The organism is Pelomicrobium sp. G1 (assembly GCF_051905455.1).
Taxonomy (GTDB): domain Bacteria; phylum Pseudomonadota; class Gammaproteobacteria; order Burkholderiales; family UBA6910; genus Pelomicrobium.
The window spans coordinates 1-283 of the sequence record NZ_JBQACR010000306.1 but is presented as its reverse complement, the minus strand read 5'-3'; the positions used below and the strand labels follow the sequence as shown (position 1 = coordinate 283).

The following is a 283-nucleotide window of genomic DNA, read 5'->3' as shown; positions in this document are numbered from 1 at the left end:
GGGGGAAGGTGTCGATAAGCGGCACGAAACGCCCCCGCCCCCGGCAGGGGCACCCGAGCGGTGCGCCGAAGCGCATCCTACAAGCCCGATCAATGCGGCAGCGCCGGGGCGAACCGTCGAGGACCTCGAGGGGCGCGAGACGGTCCAAAATGGCGCCCCCGCGCCCCCCGGGGTCCTTCCCGACTGGGACCCCCGCGTCTACGCCGTGAGCCCCGGGAGCCGGGCGTTCCTCGCCGCGCTAGAGGCGTGGGCCCGGCTCGATCCCGCCCGAGTCGCGACCGTG

The 283-nt window shown here is 74.9% G+C and carries 1 pseudogene; it reads left to right on the top strand.

Annotation, left to right across the window (positions count from 1 at the left end):
- Nucleotides 1-283, top strand: a pseudogene (locus tag ACTFO6_RS18620) (hypothetical protein); the annotation flags it as partial.